Here is a 17,970-nt window from a genome sequence, read left to right as displayed (position 1 = left end):
CAAAGAGATTGGGGTTTATTAATATTATAGTATTCTACTATATCTACATGAGAAGTCACTTATTATCATTAGTAAGCTCTATAGAAAGATCTTGTCCAGATATTTTTCGACTTACGTATGAGAATAAAAAAGCGCTAACTACAAGCATTGATTTAAGTTTCCTTTTGCCACTTTTCAAAAACAATAAAAAAGGCAGTAGCTCATAAGTTGAGCTGCTGCCTTTTATTTATAGAAACACAGGAAAAACCTTTTAACGATACCAAATCGTTTTATCTTGATACGGAATACGTTTTGATGAAGCTTCTTTGTTAGGATGACCGACGTAAATTAAGCCTAAGAGCTTATCTCCGTCTTCTAGAGATAAAAAGTCATTCAGTTCTGACTGATAGACAATTTCACCGGTTCTCCAAATTGTAGCCAAACCTTGTTCTTCCGCTACTAATAGCATATTTTGTATGCCTGCCGCTACGGCAGAGATTTCTTCAATTTCAGGCACTTTTCCTGAAGGACTGACTGCTACAGCAATAATGACAGGAGCACGAAGCGGGCCTTTTTTAGCTTTTGTTGTTTTTTTCAACGCTTCTTCTTCACTTAGGTGAGCCGTTTTTTGTTTCATAATACGTTCCATTTCGTCTCCTAAACGAACGCGTGAATCCCCCGTAATCACTCGAAATTTCCAAGGCTCTGTCTTTTTATGGTTAGGAGCCCACGTCCCGGCTTCTAACATAAGGTTAATAGCATCTTCTGATACGTCTTTGTCTTGCATAGCCCCAATCGTTCTTCTGGCTTTAATAATATCTAATACGCTCATGCTTTCTTTCTCCTTTTCTACATTCAATTTATTAGTATAGGTATGTATATATCTTATATATAGAATAATTGAAAATCATTCTCACTGTCAAATGTTTTGCCATCATCCGGGTTGCGATAAATAAATATGCCAATTTTTTAAGCGTGTTTGTTTTTTTAGCAGGTTTTCTTTTAATTATTTGGCAGTTCAGGCAAATAAAAAACGATTTGGAACATAGAGTCCAAATCGTTTTTTCATCTTATACCCAGCCGCGGAAACGCGAAGCTTCAGCTGATTTTTTGATTCCTGCCATGTAAGCAGCAAGTCTCATATCTACGTCATTTTCTTGAGAGATTTGATAGACCGTTTCAAATGAATCCACCATTACTTTGCGTAATTTGTAAGCTACTTCCTCTTCAGACCAGTAGTAGCCTTGATTATTTTGCACCCATTCGAAGTATGAAACCGTTACGCCTCCAGCACTCGCTAAAATATCTGGCACTAAAAGCACGCCTTTTTCATCTAAAATGCGCGTAGCTTCAAGCGTAGTCGGTCCGTTCGCTGCTTCTACTACAATAGAAGCTTTAATGCGATGAGCGTTGCGAACCGTAATTTGATTCGAAATGGCTGCGGGCACTAAAATATCACATTCTTTTTCTAATAGTTCTTCGTTTGTCATCACATTGGTAAATAAATTCGTTACGGTACCAAAACTGTCGCGTCGATCAAGCAGGTAATCAATATCAAGACCAAGCGGATCATAAAGAGCTCCGTATGCATCTGAAATGCCAATTACTTTTGCTCCTGCATCATGCATGAACTTAGCGAGAAAACTGCCGGCATTTCCGAAGCCTTGAATAATAATTCGCGCTTCTTGCAAGCTAAGGTTTTTCTTCTTAACAGCTTCTTCTATACAAATGGTTACTCCTTTAGCCGTTGCAGTTTCGCGTCCTTGAGATCCTCCGAGTACGATAGGTTTTCCGGTAATAAAACCAGGAGAATCGAACTCGCGCAGTCGGCTATATTCATCCATCATCCACGCCATAATTTGAGAGTTTGTATAGACATCCGGTGCAGGAATATCTTTAGTAGGCCCAACTATTTGACTGATGGCTCTTACATAGCCGCGGCTGAGTCGTTCTAGTTCACCAAAAGACATGTTTCTTGGGTCACATACAATTCCGCCTTTACCACCGCCGTATGGAAGATCGACAATTCCGCATTTTAAGCTCATCCAAATGGATAATGCCTTCACTTCCTCTTCATTTACTTCAGGATGAAAACGTACTCCTCCTTTAGTAGGCCCGACAGCATCATTATGTTGAGAGCGGTAGCCGGTGAATACTTTTACCGATCCGTTATCCATTTTAACCGGAATGCGAACCGTCATCATGCGCAGCGGTTCTTTCAATAAATGGTATACTTCTTCACCATAGCCTAGCTTTTGAAGCGCTTCTTGAATAACTGTTTGAGTAGATAAAAATAAATTAAGTGATTCCTGTTCTTGCTGCTGTTCTTTTTTTAATTCACTAGCTGTTTTTGTAATGGACATTCTGTTCACCCCATATTAATCATTGAATTTTCTCAACGATTTAACATGCAATTCCTATGCCAACTTATGGTGCTTTACAACACTCTTATATTATAAATAATCCGCATTAGCAAGCCTTATATTCCCTGCATAGGCTGATATTAGTATATACTTAAAGAAATAAGACAAACTATTTATACTGCAAAGGAGGAAAGTGCTATGTTACGTGAAAGAAAAGAACAAGAGCGAAACAATCACTGTATAGAATGCTGTTCCATCTGCGGAGAAAGGCTAACATCTTTTCAAGAAAAAGAAATATTCACATGCGACAGCTGCTTTGAACAAAAAGTCAACGATGTGCTTTCTGAGCTGTAATCATATGCTCTATTTTTTAGAAACAGGTGTCACAATGTTAAAGTTTGGATCGATAGAATCCTGACAAGACAAAAAGAAATCCCATTTTGATTTATCTCCTTGAACAAATATGACCGAGCTATAAAAGTGATCATTTGTAGTTGTGAGTCGATATAAGGTATCTTGCCACATCGTTACCGTCACCTCAGCTTTCTTTCGCGTATCTCCGAGATACCTAAAGATTCCATGCTTAAGTTCTGTGAGAGCTACTTCATTACGATCTGGTATGACAAACAATAGACGATAGTTACATCCACCTGCCTTTAATCCATCTACACGAATGCTAAATAGTTCTAAGATGTTTTTTAAAGGAAGTGTATCCCATACTTCTTTTGTGATAATGTTGGCAGGCAGCGGTATATTACCTAAACGAAGTTCTTTGGCTCCTGTTAAATATTCATTTCGCCAAGGGCCAGATTCCGCTATATACCCTAATTGTTCAAGCGCGTCTGCACATAAAAGTTTTGCCTTTACATGGTGAGGATCAGCGTAAATAACTTGTTTGGTCACTTCAGCTACCCATTGATAGTCGCCTTGTTGAAAACAACGCTGCGCTTTTTTGATAATGTTGTCCGCTCCCCCCATATACTCTACGTACTTCTTAGCTGACTCTTCAGGAAACAGTTTATTTAAATCGACAGGATTGCTGTTATACCAGCCCATATAGCGCTGATAAACCGCTTTTGCGTTGTGGTTAACCGTTCCATAAAAACCGTTGGTATACCACTCGTGAGATAAGATTTCTGGGAGCTTCATCATTCGGCCGACGTGATCAATGGTATATCCTTGATTCATGAGCCTTAATGTTTGATCATGAATATATTGATAAACATCTCGTTGATTTTCGATATATGTAATGGACGACTCGTTTCCGAACCTTGGCCAATTATGTACCCCAAATACAGTTGTTAGTTCTTGGCCAAATAAATCGATTGCTTGCTGCAGGTATCTTGCCCATGCCGCTGCGTCTCTTACTTTTGCTCCTCTGAGCGTATAGAGGTTGTGCTGAGTGGCCGTACAGTTTTCTGCAATACACAGAGACTTTTCACTAGGAATATAGATGTTCATTTCAGCAGGCGCTTCCGTTCCTGGCGTAAGCTGAAACTGAAATGAGACGCCGTCAATTTTCTTACTTACATAAGAATGATGTTCGGAAGGACGGATTTCTTCTATGCCTTTAATAAGCGTGATTGTTCCAAATGAAATTTCTTTTCCGATACCGTTGTCAATTAAGCCTTTTTCATCGCGTCGCAGTTGAATACCGTACATATATTGACTTCTTCGTGTCATTGCTGTTGCCGCCGTGACGTTTTCATCGATAACCGCATCCATAAACCCAGCAGGAGCATAAACTTTACTAGTTTTATTTTGTGTTGAGTCAGGTAATACTCCTAAAACTCCACCGTAATGGTCTATATGTGAATGTGAGAAGATAACGGCTCTAACAGGACGCTTCCCGCAGTTCTGGTTTACTAGTTTAAGCGCTTCTTCTGCTGTTTCTCTTGACGTCAAGCAATCAATAACAATCCATCCCGTTTTCCCTTTAACAAATGTAATATTAGCCATATCAAAGCCTCTTACTTGAAAGATATTTTCAGTTACTTGATATAAGCCGGCTTGTACATTTAATTTTCCTTGTTCCCACAGTTTAGGGTGGACAGTAGCAGGTGTAGATTGTTCAAATAAAAAAGCGTACTTTCTTAAATTCCATACAGGATACAGCTGATTTTTTTTGAAAATCAGAGGAAAAGGTACGCGTACAAGAGCTTGGTAATCGGCAAGATTTTTTTCTGATTTCACTTGTTCCCAGTCTATGTTTTTATAAGTATCAGCATTAGTCGCTGCCGTCTTTTGAGTAGCATCTTTTCGGTGAATCGTTAACTCCTGTTCATAATCAAACAGCATAACCCCCTCCTTTTTATTACTTTATGCGGAAAAATAAGACGAAGTACAAAAAGGGAGGGAAAATAGAGTTAACAAAAAAGAAGATGCGCTTAGAACGCATCTTCTTTTTTATACTTAATTTTATGTTTGAATAGTGGAGTATTCTGTCTTAATTAGACAGCCTAGCACTTAGTATAACGATTGTTTACCAATGTGCCTTTTGTAATCAAAACAAATCTTCCTTCTAAGGTGCTCAATACGTTTCTTGAAGTCGCTGTAAAACAATGCATGTGTACAGTCTCTCCTTTCTTGTATTGGCCTTACATAGAGTGTATACCCTCGAAAAAATAATTGAAACCTAATTCGGAGATTTTTTCAAAAAATAATAAATCCATTATGGTTAGGCTCTTTTGTCTCTATTTTTTCACCCAGTTGTCATTATCATCTTTTTTGTACTTCGTTTTCACCGCGTTCCAAGCGACTTTGTGTGCGGTAGCTTCTTCTTTGTATTCATCACTTGCTGAATTGAATGCTTCTTTATAAATTTCCTGAGCATGATGAGGAAGATTATCTCTTACTCCATCCGGCAGTTCTTTTAATGAATTGTAAGGCATGATCGTATTCCTCCTTGAAAACATCTTTTACTACTGATTTACCTGTTTTCAAATAACATAAACATTTAATAAATATAGTCCTTATACAAGTCGGACTGAGTGACCTTTTTATAAGCGAGTCCGTGTTTTTTAGCAAGGGATTTTACTTCATCTACACAGCTTTGAGCGCTTCTTGGTGATACGTAAATTTCATTGATAAGCTGATGTAAATTACATGTCAGGAGGTTACCATGCTCATGAGAAAACTCATACGATCTTTTTTCAAGGATATCCATTCGTTTTTGCCATTGATTTGCGGAAATACCTTGAATTTCGAATAGCTTTTGCAGCTTCCAAGCGTGTATACGGCTTGCTACAATAACAAGCCTCAATTCATTTTCATGCTGATAGGATTTGCGCTTGTAAAATAACGTGTCATATACAGAGTGACTGACCATTTCTTTTTGGAAGTCTATGTACTGCACTTTGCCAGAGAAGATTTTATAGCGTAAATCTTTAATACTGCACAATAAATTTTCATAGGTGGTTTTAATAGCTATGCCATCATTCCCCTTTAAATATAGATCCCACATTCCAGCGGCTTCGTAATCATTGATATGCCAGGATGAAACAGCAGAAAATTCATGGATTTTTCTTATATAGGTTCTAGAGGTACGGTTATGACGTTCGCCTTTTTTTCTTAACTCTTCTATGTTCCACATTGAAAAGCATCCTTCAAGGGGGTCCGAAAATGCATCAGGTTTTGCGAAAAAAAGCGCATTGGTTTCCAGTAAATCTTGAAAATCAGACACCGGCATAAATCGCCACACCGTCGGATTATTGTGCACCTTATAGCGTTCATCATAATCGTCATAGCTAGATTCGAATCTTTTGGCATATTCGTAAGCTTTATCTCTATAAGCTAAATCCATCGGTTTTCCTCCTCTGAATGCATATTCATACTTGAATTATAGCACTTAATTGTTGAAATTTTCAAAATTATCCACCTGTATTAAAAGAGTTCTTTTATCAGAAAAGAAGACACGCCTCAACATCTGCAGCGTGTCTTCTTATTTAATGAAATGAATGTTTTGCTTAACACTTTCACTTTCTGGCTGATTTAATTCCAATAAATAAATTTTATCCGCTCGAAAATCAGTATTCTTCATTTCTTTTTTTAAGGTACGAATAAAGGCAGCTGAACTTTTTCCGTAGGCTTCAAAATAATGAAACGTGTGTACAACAAATAGAATGGATGCTCCACTGTAATCTTTTTTGCTCTTTTTTTGGATGTTTTCTAGCACTTTTTCTATATACTCTTCTACAGAACCTTCCGTCTGGATACGGGGTAGAGCAAAATTTCCTGAATTCACCCTCTGTGCATCTTCAAATTCCAGTTTCCCATCTTTGTAAGAAGTAATTTCAATTCGTTTTTCAGTACCATCCGGCTGAAGAATTAATCCGTCGTATCCTTGACTTCCAATAATAAGCTTCAATTTTGAATTCCTCGGACAATAGGAAGATTGGCTGAAGCAATAAAGCGGATAAAACTCTTCAAAAAACTTTTTGAAACGCCCTTTTTTAAGTCGGGCTAATTTTATATATTCTCTGTTTTGATGAATCATTTTCTGCGTATGTTCAAAATACTGCTTCATTTCTTCTTGCGTCCTGTACACATCAAGATCTTTAAATAATTCATCCATCTTTTTCACCTTCAATCCCACCAACTAAAAAAGTCTTCTTACTTAGTAGATACATATTCATAAATGTGTGTGACAATTTTCTTTTTTTAAAGATATACCTTTTTTAAAACAAAACGTGCACACTTTTCATTTTTTTGCATATCCTGTTATTCGTGCGTTCAATCATGAGCGTACATTTCAGCCTTTAGTTGTAAAAGATGAACCGCAAAGTTACAGCTGATGGCGGATGATATGCTTCTGATTATTTCATAAACTATAACAAACAGGAAACTTAACAATAATTGAGGTGTTGAAAATGTTTGATAATGATTACGTAGTTAAAACCATTCACGATTTATATGTAAAACATACAGAAAGCAAATTAAAAGTTTTCTTAACTTATTTTTGTCATAAAAGATAACATGTATTTATAGACGGGAATATATAGTCAGTTGTTACTTGGAGTTTTTTATAGGAAGAAGAGCTTGATACAAATAAAAAGGAATAGTGGGTAATCCACTACTCCTTTTTATTATACTTGCAATTCCCGAATAAGTTCAGCAATAATTTTAATGCTTCTATCGATATCTGGTAAAGAAGCATAGGCGTAAGAAAGCCGAAGATAACTGCCGGTTTCTTGTGCATAGATACTTCCGGAATTAAGCAATATTCCTCTTTTTAAAGCACGAGAGTATAAAGATTTCATTGAAATAGAAGGTTGAATATGCACCCATATAAAAAAGCCTCCTTCAGGATTCGTCCATGTCGCTACATCTCCTGCATATGTTTCTAAAGCATTCAGCATAACTTTTCTTCTTGTTCGCAATTCTGTTCGTACCGTTTCCATATGCTGTTGATATAAGCCATTTTTAAACCATTCTGCTGCCACTCTTTGAGACAATGAGCTGGATCCATAATCTGTTTGCATTTTAATATCCGCCAAACGCTCAATGACTGGTTCTGGGCCGACTATCCATCCGATACGTAATCCCGGGCTTAATGTTTTAGAAAGACTGCTAACATATAACACGTGTCCATTTTTATCTAAAGCCTTTAATGGCAACGGAGGCTGTTTATTTAGCCATAATTCGCGGTATAAATCATCTTCAATAATAGGAAGCTGATGTTCCTCACATTCTTTCAGCAAATCGTAACGCCTTTTTGAGGACATTAATGTTCCCGTTGGGTTATGGAAACATGGATTTGTATATAAAATAGCTTGCCCTTCTTGAGGGTCGGCGCGTTTTATAGCTGTTACTTTTATTCCTTCCTCATCCATAGCAAGACCTTTGAGGTTCATTCCAGCTGATTGAAATACATGTAAGGAGTATAGATAAGAAGGTTTTTCTAACAAAACCGAAGAGTTCTTTTGCAGCAGTCCAATTGAAATAAGCTGAAGAGCTTGAAGAGCGCCGGAAACAATTAAAATAGAATCTGAAGAAGATTCAATCCCTATTGTTTTCATATATGCACTTAACTCTTTTCGTAAAGGAAAATAACCCTTTGGTTCTTCGTATCCCAGAACCTCCATATTTTCTGCTACTCTTTCTACGGCGTATTTCATTTTATCTTTAGGGAATATGTCAGGTGAAAGCTCTCCTTTGCTTAATTGAATAAGATTTGAGTTAAATTCGGATTCATTAATATCTTGTACCATTGCTTGACTCGGACGATGCATACCTGATTTCACATGAACATTCCAATCGGGCGGAGTCGTAGCAAAAAGTGTCCATGTATTATTTATAACAGTTGTTCCCTTTCCCATCTTACCTTTAATTAAACCGTCCGCTGTTAATTCCTCTAATGCCGTGATGATCGTACTTCGGTTAACATCGAACATAGCAGCAAGCTTTCGCTGACTAGGAATTTTACTTCCAATCGGCCATTCTCCGCGCGCAATTTTCTCTTTCATAAAATCAATGATTTGCTTGTATTTTGGATAACTCGAACTGTTCTCTTGATTCATACACTTACTCCTGTTTTTAAAGTGGTTGGGTTAATTGCTTTTAAACTGGTTGAAGACATTTTATCAAATGTTTATTAACATGGGAACCACAATAGATACTGGTTGGATTCAAAATGAAAAATGGAGATGAATAGCATGAAATTAACGTGTAGTTTGGTGTTCTTACATATACTGATGATTAGCTTATGGGCTTCAGCATTTCCAGTTATTCAAATAGGGCTGGAATCGTTTTCTCCTCAGCACCTTGCTTTTGTTCGGTTAAGTATTGCTTCTTTAGTGCTGCTAGTTATTGCAATAGTCACACGCATGCGCTTGCCTGATATAAAAGATATTCCACTTCTTTTAGCACTCGGTTTTTTAGGTTTTACCGTATATCACACGGCATTAAACATTGGAGAAAAAACGGTGAGTGCGGGTATTGCGAGTTTACTGGTCTCGACTACTCCTATTTTTTCTTCACTTTTAGCTATTTTTCTTTTTCAGGAGGAGTTCGGAAAAAGAAAATGGATTGGATCTGCAGTAAGCTTTGCGGGTATTACACTTTTAACCTTCAGCCAAGAGAACTTTGTACACTCAGTTAATGGAATCTTACTGATTCTGCTAGCTGCCCTTGCAGAAAGCATCTATATAGTATGTCAAAAAAATTTATTAAAAAAGTATGGTTTCCTTTCTTTTGTGACGTACAGTATTTGGGGGGCTACAATTTCTATGCTTGTTTTTTTACCTGGGTTAGAAACAGAACTTGCACATATCTCTGTCAGATCAGCGATAAGCGTGACATATTTAGGATTATTTCCAACCGTTATTCCCTATATGGTACTCGCTTATCTGACATCGCGTATAGGTTCTGCTGAGGCTGCCATTTCTCTTTACTTAACTCCTGCGCTGTCCTTTTTCTTAGCGTGGCTGCTTTTAAAAGATATCCCGAGTGCAGCTTCCATTATTGGAAGCATCATTACGTTATGCGGCGTGTTGCTTACACACAGTAAAAGAAAAGTAGTGGTAAAAGAGACAAAGTTCACAATGCAAAGATAATGTGTACGCTTTAAGGAATTCTCTTAGAGGATATGTTTTTTATTTATATATTTTATTTAGAACATACTTTAATTTCTTCTTTTTGCAATTTAATTAATAAAAAAGCGCCTTTCTTTAATCTTGGTTTAAGATTTAAAGAAAGGCGCTTTTTTATGTAGTTTCTAATTCTGCTTTTATTTTTCCAGCCACTGCGTGAGTCAGCTGCTGAAGATCGTAAATCTCTTCTCCTGAAAGTACTACATGTCCGTTTAAAACGTGGTTATGTTTATATGCTCGATACGTCACTTCGATACTTTTTATCGCACGCTCTACTTCATCATTCACCATAATGTTTTCATAGTGATAGGATAGTGTTTCAATTCGAATCTGCGTATTTTTCATATTCATTCACCCTCCATGAGCCGTTGACTAAAAATATGACTGTTAGAGGTGAACTATACATAGAAACTTTTTTGTTACCACCTGTTTTGTTATTTAGAACATATTTTAATTACTTAATTGATCTCTGCTATTCTTTTTTTACAAAATACCAAAATAAACCCCCGCTCTTCGGAGCGGGAGTTTATTGCTTGTAGTACCAGCCTTTTTTATCTAAAAACTGTTTAACTTTTACCAAATCCAGTCCAGCTGCTGTGAGTTCAGCTGACGGATTACCTATTGCATGTACGTGTAATTCACTGTCAATTCCTTCATTTTTTAAGAAAGCACGAAACTCTGTTTCCATGTCTTTACTTAATCCGCCTGTTTTAATTGTAATTGGGATAGGTTCTACGTCTTTCATTTGCACAAATCCGCCTGGAACAGCCCATGCTGCATTCGTATAGCCATATACGCTAAATACCGTGCCTTTTTTTATAGTTCTAAAATTCTCTGTTATATTCGCATATTTGTAGACTCCAATATCCTTCTTCGCTTTTACTTGAAAAGAATATTTATCTCCGAGTGAAGTAACCTTTGGTAACGATTCTTCTATAGGATTACTTACACCTTTAAGGAGTTCCATCATTTTAGCTAATGTTTTCTCATCAGCTTTTCCGGTTGACGTTAATCCATACTTTTCCTGAAGAGCTTTAACAGCTGCAACAGTTTCGCTGCCGTATTGACCATCGGTTCCTTGCTGGGAAAGTTCAAATCCTAATCTAATTAAGTTTTGCTGCAGTTCTTTTACAGCTAGTCCGCTATCACCTTGCTGCAATTGTGCTGATGGCTTATTATTTTCCACCACCGTCACGCCTGTATTAATACTATTAAAGAAATCCAGATTCATTTCATTGATATCAACATTGCCTTTAATCCCGTTTACTTTTCCTTGATCTGTATATTGAAACATAGACCATCTATCCCAAATCGCCGTATCACCTGGGTTAACAAATCCCTTAGAACGGTTACTTCCACTGTAACGAGCTATCCATAGCGGATATCTTGCCACAGCGCTTGTAAAATTGGATTTAATAAAACTATACCCCGTGTAAAGAATAGGCGTAATGCTTGTTTTCCTTTCAATATACTCCATCCATCTAACTGCAAAGGCTGTGACCTGCGCTTTTGTTTTCCCTTTATTTTCTTCCAAATCTAAGCAATGAGGCAAATCAACCTTCATGCTGCCTAATTTATTTAAAAAGAAATTAACTTCTGCAATGGGATCATTATCAGCATGAGCAAAGTGATAAAAGCCTACACGTAGACCTGCATTTTTTGCACCTATATAATTATCATATGATTTTTTATCTAAGAAGGTTGTACCTTCTGTTAATTTAATATACGCGCCTTTTACACCATCCGACGCCACTTTTGCCCAATCAATTGTTCCGTTGTGATGAGAAACATCAATGACCTTAATATTTTGACTATTACGGTTTTGCATTGCTATCACTCCTTCATACAAACTATGAATAAAAAAGGAAATGGCAACTGATACAGGCCTATTAAATAGATATTAGGCTTTATAAAAAAACTACAATAAGAAGGGATTTTGGTAGCCTTCCCTTATTATAAGAAATGAATTTTTGCAATTTTATAAAGTGAGGAAAGCTATATTCGTTTATACTAATAATATGAAGATATACTGAATAAAAAGTGGAGGAATATGATGTCTTTAATAAAAGAAGCACGTAGATATGCAGAACACGCTCATAGCGGCCAAATGCGCAAGCTGTCTGATACACCTTATATTGTTCATCCTATTAACGTAGGTAATATTTTAGAAAAAGCAGGTTTTAGTGAAGAAGTAATTGCAGCAGCTTATCTGCATGATGCTGTAGAAGATACAAGTGTAACACTCGAAGAAATTGTACAAAGATTTGGTTTAGAGGTAGCGGGGATTGTTGAAGCTCATACAGAAAACAAATCAAAAAGCTGGGAAGAACGTAAACAGCATACAATTCAAATTGTGAAAACTGGTTCTCTTGAAGTGAAATCTTTAATTGTAGCAGACAAATTAGACAATTTACGGTCTTTAAAAGAAAGCTACGATCAGCAAGGAGATACGATTTGGAATAGCTTTAAAAGAGGATTCGAAAAGCAGAAATGGTACTACGAATCCATCAGCAAATACGCTGCACAAGGATTGGAACCAAGCCAAATTCCAAGTTTTTTTTATACGTATAAACAAGAAGTAAATGATTTTTTTAAAAGTTAATATTCATATGAAGAAATTAGAAAACACTGAAAATAACTATTGCGAACGCGCGGCATACGTATTAAAATATAGTAGAGTCAACACGCAATAAAGGCTCTACATAATCGGGACTGTAGTTCAGTGGGAGAATACTTGTCTGGCAGACAAGGGGTCGTGGGTTCGAATCCCATCAGTTCCATAAAACCAGTCGTATCAAGAGTTTAAAACACTTTAAAACTCTGCAGGATGGAATGGTTGCAATACTATTTCATCTGACCTCTTCATGATTTCCATGAAGAGGTTTTTTATTTTCTTTTTACGATTGATCCTCATGATTTTTATGATTATTCTTTTCACTGCTCCTGCTGACAATTTCTCTAAGTTCACCCTCGTCGCCTTTTGCATTGATGATTTCAAAAAGCTGATTCAGCCCTTCACTTGTTTCATCATTTGGTTCTTTGCCCATTCTATCCCCTCCTTTTGCTTCTAGGATGCCCATTTTTTTCACATTGTTTCATGTAAAAAGCAATTCATCAATATTAATCGGCCGTAAAAGTATACCTTTACGACCCTTGTGCAATTACTGGTTATACGGATATACTCAATCAATTCTTTAAATTCCGCAGCATTTTATAGGGTTTCTAATACTCATCTATAATGAAATGATCATCACAAACTTCGTTAAAATCGTTCTCTTCGTGAAGATCTACTTCTTTATCTTTAGATATCTCGGTTTCTTGTGTAAATAGTTTAACAAGCTTTTTTAACATTGTTCCACCTCATATCTTTCATTAATACATTCAGTATGATTAATTTATATGAAGCCAGTATGAATTGAAACTTAAGATAATGTGAATGTAGACATTAACGTGAGATGTTAAGCATGCTTATCCCCTGGACAAAAAAGTTATTTCATTCTACAAAGAAGTGATTAGTATATCAGCTGTATGTGGCATTCGTTCTATAACAGTCGTCTTTGTTATTCGTTATTCGTTTTGCTATTGTACTAGGTAGCTTAGTTTTATGTATTATCGCTTTAATCCCTTAGTTATCAACATCCTTAAATACCATTCAAATGGCTTGTGTAGTTAGAATTATCCTTTTGCTTGCTTTGTTTTTCTTGAGTGATATCCACAATCAAACGAAAAAACGCAAGCTATAAAAAAAGAACTTTGTATGCTGCTGCAAAGTTCTTTTCATAAACACTTACTGTTTGTTAAGAACTGTATGAAATATGAAATAGCTCATACACTTCTTATACAATCGTTAAGACCGATGCTTTTTTAATACTTCTACTATCACTTCTTAAAGTAGTAATCACCTATTCTTTTGTAGTCATAGAATGAAGAATCCTTACCTTTTTTTCACAATATTCAACAATTTCATAACAGGCTGTGAGAATATCATGTCTAGACAGTTCTATTTCATCAAATACAAATTTTGAAAGCTGCTTCTGCAGAACCTCCAGCTTTTTGCTGTCTTCTTCATCGATCCATAGACCTTCCGTAATACACACATCTGCTAGTTCGTTAATAGATTGAGCCGTCCAGTTTAAGCCAGCTGAAGAAACAGTTTTTGTAAGTAAATCGTTTTTTATAGCTAGAATAACTTGACACACATGGGTATAGGCATCAACTTTCTTTTGGATAAATGCTTTGCGAAGCTCTTGTTTGTATTGCTCTTTCGACATCACTATAGCTACGACAGACGTAATGAATGTTCCTGCCAGCGCGATGAGCGACCCTATCAAAATTCCTATCAGTTCTCCTGTCAAAACGTTCACCTCTTTAAAGGTATTTCTATATGCTATGAGAATGAAGGAATTGATATGAGGTAAACACCATGTAAAAACAGCCCTAACTTTTCTAAGTTAGGGCTGTAACACTAAAATATGACGGGAACCAAATTAGATAATACGACTTGTAATAATTCCTTCAATTTGACCGATTTTTTCTTCTAGCTCAGGCACAATCTCGTCACTTACTTGATTGTCAATATCGATCATTGTATACGCATATTCACCGCGGCTTCTGTTCACCATATCTGCGATGTTTAAATTGTAGTTTGAGAATACTTGCGTAAGTTGTCCTACCATATTCGGCACGTTGTGATGGAAAGCAGCTACGCGTTTTTTCCCAGTGTAAGGAAGAGATGCATTCGGGAAGTTCACTGAGTTTTTAACGTTTCCTGTTTCTAAGAAATTTTTCACTTGACGTGCTGCCATTACCGCACAGTTTTCTTCTGATTCTTGAGTTGATGCCCCTAGATGAGGAATTGGCACAACATTTTTCATGTTCAAGACATTTTGATTTGGGAAATCTGTAATGTATCGTCCAACTTTTCCACTTTCAAGAGCAGCTTTCATATCTTCTTCGTTTACAAGCTCACCGCGTGAGAAGTTCAAAATATGAACATCCGGTTTCATGATGCTGAACGTTTCTTTATTGAAAACCCCTTTTGTATCGTCCGTTAATGGAACGTGAACCGTAATATAGTCAGATGCTGCAAATAGTTCTTCTAGAGACATTGCACGCTGTACGTTGCGAGACAAATTCCAAGCTGTATTAACAGAAATGAATGGATCAAAACCAATTACGTCCATATCTAAATCAAGCGCATCGTTTGCTACAAGAGCACCAATTGCACCTAAACCAATAACACCTAACGTTTTACCTTTGATTTCTTTTCCAACAAACTGTTTTTTACCTGCTTCAACTAATTTAGGAATTTGATCACCTTGGCCATCTAATTTTTTTGTCCATTCAACTCCAGCAAATAAGTTACGAGAAGAAGCCATAATTGTAGTTAAAACCATTTCTTTTACTGCGTTTGCATTAGCTCCTGGCGTATTAAATACAACGATACCTTGCTCCGTGCAAGCGTCCACCGGTATATTATTAACCCCTGCTCCAGCTCGTGCAATAGCTTTTAAATTTTGGTCAAATGCCATGCTGTGCATGTTAAAGCTACGCACGACAATCGCATCTGGATTTTCGCTGTCGTTGTCAATTTGATAACCTTCTTGATTAAAAACATTTAGACCTTTTTGTGCAATGTTGTTTAAAGTTTTGATTGTTTGTACTTTTTCTAATGTTAATGTGCTCATTTTGTACTCTCCTCTGATTATCATCGTAGTTTTACATGTTTTTACCTTTGGATAAAGGAACTTCATTTTTAATTTTTTAAAAAGTCTGGTTTTTTAGCCTACATATGTGATAACTTCTATATCCTCTCCCCCTAAACAGAAAGAGGTAAGAGATATGTATTAATCCCTTACCTCTGCCCAGGCGAACGGCTACGTCACTATATGCTTCCTCACGGTTATCCGCGTTTCGCCAGTCACATATAGTCTTTGAAATTAAGTATATTCTAGCAAACTCTTTCAGAACGTTCAACCTTTTTTTAAAAGTTTGCTTTTTTCAGTCTAATTTTTAATCTCTTTGATGAATCTCCTAATGTATTGACAAATACCCTAATACATGTTAAACAAGAAGAGTGATTAGCACTCTATCCACTCAAGTGCTAATTGTTTTATAAGCCCTATTTGGAAAGGAGAATTTCTTATGTCAAAAAAAGAATTCAAAGCTGAATCAAAGCGATTATTAGAGATGATGATTAATTCCATCTATTCTCAAAAAGAAGTATTTTTGAGAGAACTTCTATCAAATTCAAGTGATGCAATCGATAAAATTTATTACAAAGCTTTAACAGACGACTCCTTGCATTTTAACAAAGAAAGCTACTACATAAAAGTAACACCAGATAAAGCTGACCGTACCTTAACCATTACGGATACTGGAATTGGCATGACGCAAGAAGAGCTTGAAAGCAGCTTGGGCACAATTGCGAGAAGCGGCTCTCTTGCGTTTAAAAACGAAAATGAAACAAAGGACGGGCACACGATTATCGGCCAATTCGGCGTTGGGTTTTACGCAGCGTTTATGGTAGCAGATGTCGTAACAGTGATTAGTAAAGCTTTAGGCAGCGATAAAGCCTATAAATGGGAATCTACTGGTGCTGATGGTTATACAATCGAGCGGTGCGAAAAAGAAACGGTTGGAACTCAAATCATTTTAAAAATTAAAGAAAATACAGAAGATGAAACATATGATGAGTATCTAGAAGAATATCGTTTAAAAGAGATCATTAAAAAGTATTCAGACTTTATCCGCTACCCGATTAAAATGGACATAACGGAAAAACGTCCTAAAGAAGGTTCTGATAACGAGCTAGAAGATTATACAGAAGAACAAGTTATCAACAGTATGGTACCGATCTGGAAGAAAAATAAAAATGAATTGACTTCAGAAGACTATGAGCAGTTTTATTCAGAAAAACGCTATGGATTTGATAAACCGCTCACTCACCTTCATATTAACGTGGATGGAACGATTCGCTACAATGCTATTTTATTTATTCCAGAAAATAGTCCGTTTGATTACTACTCAAAAGAATTTGAAAAAGGACTTGAACTCTACTCAAACGGCGTCTTAATTATGAATAAATGTGCAGATCTTCTTCCGGATTACTTTAGCTTTGTAAAAGGTATGGTAGATTCTGAAGATTTATCTCTTAATATTTCACGTGAAATTTTGCAGCAAGACCGCCAGCTTCAGCTGATTGCCAAAAACATCGGCAAGAAAATCAAAAATGAATTAAAAAGCTTGCTTAAAAACGAACGTGAAAAGTACGAGAAGTTTTATGAATCATTTGGCCGCCAGCTGAAGTACGGCGTTTACAGTGATTTTGGCAGCAACAAAGACTTGTTAAAAGACCTGCTTTTATTCTATTCTTCTACAGAGAAAAAGCTCGTAACACTAGATGAGTATGTATCGCGCATGCCTGAGGATCAAAAGTATATCTATTATGCATCAGGTGAATCGTACGACCGAATTGAAAAACTTCCTCAAGCAGAATTGGTTGCAGATAAAGGATACGAAATTCTGTATTTCACAGAGGATATCGATGAATTTGCGATTAAAATGTTAATGACGTATGAAGAAAAAGAATTTAAATCTGTTTCAAGCAGTGACTTGGGGATTGAATCAGAAGAAGAACAGCTCAATGAGTCTGAGGAAAAAGAGAATAAAGAGCTATTTAACTATATGAAGAAAGCTTTGGCGGGAAAAGTAGGAGATGTGCGCGCGTCTAAACGTTTAAAAACACATCCCGTTTGCTTATCAGCTGATGGTGAAGTAACGATTGAAATGGAGAAAATTTTAAGTGCTATGCCTGACAATCAGCATGTAAAAGCAGAAAAAGTGCTAGAAATTAACGTAAATCACGATGTGTTCGCTTCTTTAAAAGAAGCACTTGAAAATGATAAAGCAAAATTAGACCTTTATACAAATCTATTATATAATCAGGCTCTTTTAATTGAAGGCTTATCTATTAGTGATCCCGTTGAATTCACAAATGATATTTGTAAAATCATGATATAAAAATCAGGCGCAGAATC

General features: G+C 36.4%; 17 protein-coding genes, 1 tRNA gene and 1 riboswitch. Of the genes, 6 read left to right on the top strand and 12 right to left on the bottom strand.

The features are described 5' to 3' along the window. On the top strand, window positions 1–206 hold a 206-nt coding region (locus tag OK414_RS12430; RefSeq protein ID WP_263045652.1), incomplete at its 5' end, for a hypothetical protein. A gap of 44 nt (window positions 207–250) precedes the next feature. On the opposite strand, the gene OK414_RS12425 is transcribed toward OK414_RS12430, so the two are convergent. Then, on the bottom strand, window positions 251–811 hold the full coding sequence (locus OK414_RS12425) for a nitroreductase (RefSeq protein ID WP_263045651.1): 561 nt from the start codon (window positions 809–811) through the stop codon (window positions 251–253). A 238-nt stretch (window positions 812–1,049) separates the two neighbouring features. Then, window positions 1,050–2,342, bottom strand: a complete 1,293-nt coding sequence (locus tag OK414_RS12420; RefSeq protein ID WP_263045650.1) for a Glu/Leu/Phe/Val family dehydrogenase — start codon at window positions 2,340–2,342, stop codon at window positions 1,050–1,052. 198 nt (window positions 2,343–2,540) lie between these two features. Between OK414_RS12420 and OK414_RS12415 the strand changes: the two genes are divergently transcribed. Then, window positions 2,541–2,696: a hypothetical protein gene (locus OK414_RS12415; protein ID WP_168797083.1), complete on the top strand. Its 156-nt coding sequence runs from the start codon at window positions 2,541–2,543 to the stop codon at window positions 2,694–2,696. Between the two features lie 9 nt (window positions 2,697–2,705). On the opposite strand, the gene OK414_RS12410 is transcribed toward OK414_RS12415, so the two are convergent. The 5 genes from OK414_RS12410 to OK414_RS12390 form a co-directional block, all read right to left on the bottom strand. Further along, window positions 2,706–4,640, bottom strand: a complete 1,935-nt coding sequence (locus tag OK414_RS12410) for an alkyl/aryl-sulfatase (RefSeq protein ID WP_263045649.1) — start codon at window positions 4,638–4,640, stop codon at window positions 2,706–2,708. A 395-nt stretch (window positions 4,641–5,035) separates the two neighbouring features. Further along, a complete protein-coding gene (locus tag OK414_RS12405) occupies window positions 5,036–5,233 on the bottom strand; it encodes a ChaB family protein (protein WP_013083246.1) in 198 nt (65 codons plus the stop codon). 65 nt (window positions 5,234–5,298) lie between these two features. Further along, window positions 5,299–6,144 (bottom strand): DUF2971 domain-containing protein, encoded by an 846-nt coding sequence (locus OK414_RS12400; RefSeq protein WP_263045648.1) that lies wholly within the window; start codon window positions 6,142–6,144, stop codon window positions 5,299–5,301. Window positions 6,145–6,282: 138 nt separating this feature from the next. Next, window positions 6,283–6,915 (bottom strand): hypothetical protein, encoded by a 633-nt coding sequence (locus OK414_RS12395; RefSeq protein WP_074897392.1) that lies wholly within the window; start codon window positions 6,913–6,915, stop codon window positions 6,283–6,285. 511 nt (window positions 6,916–7,426) lie between these two features. Beyond that, the gene (locus OK414_RS12390; RefSeq protein WP_263045647.1) at window positions 7,427–8,860 is read right to left on the bottom strand and encodes a PLP-dependent aminotransferase family protein; all 1,434 of its coding nucleotides are present in this window, start codon (window positions 8,858–8,860) and stop codon (window positions 7,427–7,429) included. Between the two features lie 135 nt (window positions 8,861–8,995). Between OK414_RS12390 and OK414_RS12385 the strand changes: the two genes are divergently transcribed. After that, window positions 8,996–9,895 carry a DMT family transporter gene (locus OK414_RS12385; protein WP_034651957.1) on the top strand — a complete coding sequence of 300 codons (900 nt, stop codon included), beginning with the start codon at window positions 8,996–8,998 and terminating at the stop codon, window positions 9,893–9,895. Between the two features lie 150 nt (window positions 9,896–10,045). On the opposite strand, the gene OK414_RS12380 is transcribed toward OK414_RS12385, so the two are convergent. Together OK414_RS12380 and OK414_RS12375 are read right to left on the bottom strand one after the other, a co-directional pair. Beyond that, window positions 10,046–10,276 carry a hypothetical protein gene (locus OK414_RS12380; protein ID WP_228307756.1) on the bottom strand — a complete coding sequence of 77 codons (231 nt, stop codon included), beginning with the start codon at window positions 10,274–10,276 and terminating at the stop codon, window positions 10,046–10,048. 181 nt (window positions 10,277–10,457) lie between these two features. Then, window positions 10,458–11,759, bottom strand: coding sequence for a GH25 family lysozyme (locus tag OK414_RS12375; protein ID WP_263045646.1), 1,302 nt, complete (start codon window positions 11,757–11,759; stop codon window positions 10,458–10,460). A gap of 225 nt (window positions 11,760–11,984) precedes the next feature. Here OK414_RS12375 and OK414_RS12370 point away from each other — a divergent pair, with 225 nt between their 5' ends. Beyond that, the gene (locus OK414_RS12370) at window positions 11,985–12,533 is read left to right on the top strand and encodes an HD domain-containing protein (RefSeq protein ID WP_034651962.1); all 549 of its coding nucleotides are present in this window, start codon (window positions 11,985–11,987) and stop codon (window positions 12,531–12,533) included. 106 nt (window positions 12,534–12,639) lie between these two features. Next, window positions 12,640–12,711, top strand: a tRNA-Ala gene (locus tag OK414_RS12365). 117 nt (window positions 12,712–12,828) lie between these two features. Here the strand turns inward: OK414_RS12365 and OK414_RS12360 are convergent. The 3 genes from OK414_RS12360 to OK414_RS12350 form a co-directional block, all read right to left on the bottom strand. Continuing rightward, window positions 12,829–12,978, bottom strand: a complete 150-nt coding sequence (locus tag OK414_RS12360) for a hypothetical protein (RefSeq protein ID WP_013057122.1) — start codon at window positions 12,976–12,978, stop codon at window positions 12,829–12,831. A gap of 855 nt (window positions 12,979–13,833) precedes the next feature. Beyond that, window positions 13,834–14,295 (bottom strand): hypothetical protein, encoded by a 462-nt coding sequence (locus OK414_RS12355; RefSeq protein ID WP_234943181.1) that lies wholly within the window; start codon window positions 14,293–14,295, stop codon window positions 13,834–13,836. Between the two features lie 123 nt (window positions 14,296–14,418). Next, window positions 14,419–15,618 (bottom strand): phosphoglycerate dehydrogenase, encoded by a 1,200-nt coding sequence (locus tag OK414_RS12350; protein WP_263045645.1) that lies wholly within the window; start codon window positions 15,616–15,618, stop codon window positions 14,419–14,421. A gap of 168 nt (window positions 15,619–15,786) precedes the next feature. Beyond that, a riboswitch (ZMP/ZTP riboswitch) is annotated at window positions 15,787–15,865 on the bottom strand. A 210-nt stretch (window positions 15,866–16,075) separates the two neighbouring features. On the opposite strand from OK414_RS12350, the gene htpG reads away from it, so the two are divergent. Next, window positions 16,076–17,953, top strand: a complete 1,878-nt coding sequence (gene htpG / locus OK414_RS12345) for a molecular chaperone HtpG (protein WP_221787483.1) — start codon at window positions 16,076–16,078, stop codon at window positions 17,951–17,953. Window positions 17,954–17,970 lie beyond the last annotated feature (17 nt).

This window comes from Priestia sp. JV24 (genome assembly GCF_025910025.1).
In the GTDB taxonomy this organism is placed as follows: domain Bacteria; phylum Bacillota; class Bacilli; order Bacillales; family Bacillaceae_H; genus Priestia; species Priestia megaterium.
This window is presented reverse-complemented; position numbering and strand designations above follow the sequence as displayed.

Coding starts and splice junctions, on each gene's coding strand:
- OK414_RS12395 (WP_074897392.1), bottom strand. CDS start 6,915: ATGGATGAATTATTTAAAGATCTTGATGTGTACAGGACGCAAGAAGAA.
- OK414_RS12405 (WP_013083246.1), bottom strand. CDS start 5,233: ATGCCTTACAATTCATTAAAAGAACTGCCGGATGGAGTAAGAGATAAT.
- OK414_RS12400 (WP_263045648.1), bottom strand. CDS start 6,144: ATGGATTTAGCTTATAGAGATAAAGCTTACGAATATGCCAAAAGATTC.
- OK414_RS12370 (WP_034651962.1), top strand. CDS start 11,985: ATGTCTTTAATAAAAGAAGCACGTAGATATGCAGAACACGCTCATAGC.
- OK414_RS12410 (WP_263045649.1), bottom strand. CDS start 4,640: ATGCTGTTTGATTATGAACAGGAGTTAACGATTCACCGAAAAGATGCT.
- htpG (WP_221787483.1), top strand. CDS start 16,076: ATGTCAAAAAAAGAATTCAAAGCTGAATCAAAGCGATTATTAGAGATG.
- OK414_RS12390 (WP_263045647.1), bottom strand. CDS start 8,860: ATGAATCAAGAGAACAGTTCGAGTTATCCAAAATACAAGCAAATCATT.
- OK414_RS12425 (WP_263045651.1), bottom strand. CDS start 811: ATGAGCGTATTAGATATTATTAAAGCCAGAAGAACGATTGGGGCTATG.
- OK414_RS12380 (WP_228307756.1), bottom strand. CDS start 10,276: ATGAAAAATACGCAGATTCGAATTGAAACACTATCCTATCACTATGAA.
- OK414_RS12350 (WP_263045645.1), bottom strand. CDS start 15,618: ATGAGCACATTAACATTAGAAAAAGTACAAACAATCAAAACTTTAAAC.
- OK414_RS12385 (WP_034651957.1), top strand. CDS start 8,996: ATGAAATTAACGTGTAGTTTGGTGTTCTTACATATACTGATGATTAGC.
- OK414_RS12415 (WP_168797083.1), top strand. CDS start 2,541: ATGTTACGTGAAAGAAAAGAACAAGAGCGAAACAATCACTGTATAGAA.
- OK414_RS12420 (WP_263045650.1), bottom strand. CDS start 2,342: ATGTCCATTACAAAAACAGCTAGTGAATTAAAAAAAGAACAGCAGCAA.
- OK414_RS12375 (WP_263045646.1), bottom strand. CDS start 11,759: ATGCAAAACCGTAATAGTCAAAATATTAAGGTCATTGATGTTTCTCAT.
- OK414_RS12360 (WP_013057122.1), bottom strand. CDS start 12,978: ATGGGCAAAGAACCAAATGATGAAACAAGTGAAGGGCTGAATCAGCTT.